Annotated in this window: 2 protein-coding genes; both read left to right on the plus strand. The window is 42.4% G+C overall.

The window, feature by feature from the left end:
• Positions 1 to 1,255: phenylalanine--tRNA ligase subunit beta (locus ACRCJ0_RS11980; protein WP_431390559.1), on the plus strand; the 1,255-nt coding region annotated here is incomplete at its 5' end.
• Between the two features lie 183 nt (positions 1,256 to 1,438).
• Positions 1,439 to 2,458 (plus strand): FGGY family carbohydrate kinase (locus ACRCJ0_RS11985; protein ID WP_431390560.1); only part of this gene is annotated, 1,020 nt, incomplete at its 3' end.

The raw sequence follows: 2,458 nt of genomic DNA on the forward strand, positions 1-2,458 counted from the left end.
TTTAGCCAAGGGTGAAGTGGTAGAAGGCTCTGAACGTGTATCTGCAATTGATTTAACACCAATTCTAGTAACATCAAGTCTAGCTTATGTTAATAAACGTATAGGTATGGACCTAACCTTCGCGGAAGTTCAACAAATCTTTGATCAGCTACAGTTTGAAGTATCTGGTGATGCCAATGAGTTCACGGTTTCCGTACCTGCGCGTCGTTGGGATATACTTATTCAAGCGGACTTAGTTGAAGAAATTGCACGAATTTATGGTTATGATAAAATTCCTTCTCGCTTGCCTTCAGTAAATGCGCAAAATATGGGTTTAACAGACTGGCAAGCTTTCAAACGTCGTACCAATAACCAAATGTTGGCAGAAGGGTTTAACCAAGTGATTGCTTACTCATTAATTGGGGACAATCAAACGGTATTGGAAATGGCGAACGCGAAACCAGTTGCTCTTGACTTCCCAATGTCAGATGACCGTCGTTTCATGCGGACAAATCTTTTAAGTGCCTTACTTGAAATTGTTCAATACAATGTAGCCCGTAAAACTTCTAATGTAGCCATCTTTGAATCAGGCCGTGTCTTCAAATGGGCCGATGCTGACCTACCAGTGGATGAAACACATTTAGCGGCTGTGTGGACAGGTAACGCGCAAGCGAAAACGTGGAGCCACCAAGCGAAAGCTGTTGATTTCTACGACATGAAGGGTGTTGTAGAAAGCATCTTAGCTTCATTCAACCTTGACGTGGCCGTAACATTTGAAGCAACGTCTGAATTAGCAGATATGCATCCAGGTCGTACCGCCAAAATTTATGCAGTGGGTCAATCTGACGAACGTGTTGAATTAGGTTACATCGGGCAATTACACCCAAGTGTTGCTGACAAACATGACTTGAAAGATACCTTAGTATTTGAAATTTCATTAGATGAAATTTATGCCTTACCAAAAGTAGAAGTGAAACAATCAGCAATTCCTAAATTCCCAGGTTCTGACCGGGATATCGCTATCCTTGTGTCTGACCAAGTATCGAATGCGGATATTGTGAAAACTATTCAAAAAGCTTCTAAGGGTGGCATCTTAGTCGATATCGAAATCTTTGATGTTTATCAAGGTGAAAATATTGAAGACGGTAAGAAATCACTTGCTTACAGCTTGAAATATTTGAACCCACAAGCCACTTTGACTGATGAAGAAGTGACCAATGACGTTGCTCGTATCACTGAAGCACTAGCAAACGAATTATCAGCTGAAATCCGATAATATTTAGCTGATAACACTTTAATGATCTAGCATAAGCGCAATGGCGTCCGGTAAACATTTATCGTGGCTTCATTGCGTTTTTGTGGTTAAATGGAGGTAACGTACTCCTTTTGAAAAAAGGCTATCGATAATGAAGCTGTTTTTCCAGGAGAAAATAAATGCATTCAGAAAGTAGGAATCATCATGCAGTACTTTCAATATTTCGTCGCCGACCTTGGCACCACCAACTTAAAATTTGCCTTGATGGAAACCCCATACCGGGTATTGGACACTATGGAAGCACGCAATCACCTTCAACAAGATAGCGAGGGCAAGCATGAAAGTGATCCACTAGTCGTTTTCCAACAATTCATGGACTTACTTAAAGCAATGCAAGCCAAGTATCCTGAGGTCAACACTTTAATATTTTCAAGCCAAATGCATGCTTTACTTGCAATGAATGAAGCGGGTGACATTGTGCAAAACACCATGACTTGGGCAGATTTGAGGGCAAGGCATGTGGCGCAGGAAATGCAGGTATCAGGTCTAGCGGCCGCCTTTTTCGCCCAATCAGGGACGCCAATCCATGCCATGAACCCCTTTGTGAAATTGGCCTATCTAAACCAAGCCCGTCCTACATTATTTACAGGTGAAACCGTGGTATTTATGGACATCAAAGCCTATATTATCCGCCAGTTAACGGGAGAGTTTGTAATTGACCGGGCAACGGCATCTTCTATGGGACTGTTGGATATAGCCACAAATACTTGGTCAAAAGACCTATTAAAGGTGGTCGGTTTGACTGAAAACCAATTGCCGAAATTAGTCGATTCAACCAAAGAATTACCTGTAAAAACTAACTTTATCAAGGCCTTAGGGTTAGCTGACAACTTCCACATACTTTCAGGATCAACTGACGGCGCCTTGGCCAACCTATCTAATTTAGCCTACGCCATTCAAGGGGACCGGGAACTTAGCCCATTCGTCCTATCTTTTGGGACCTCAGCAGCTGTCCGGACCTTAACTGACCAATTGTCCTTGCATGAAAGTGGCCGGATTTTCACCTATATCGTGGACGACCAACCCCATTATATCGTCGGTGGGCCAGTTAATAACGCCGGCAACGCATTAGACTGGTGTCATCAACAATTTGGCTTTATGGAAAAAGGGCAAACTTTTTCAGATATGTTAGCCATACTTTTAGCGCATGATTTTTCAGCTAGC

This window comes from Aerococcus sp. L_32 (assembly GCF_050689315.1).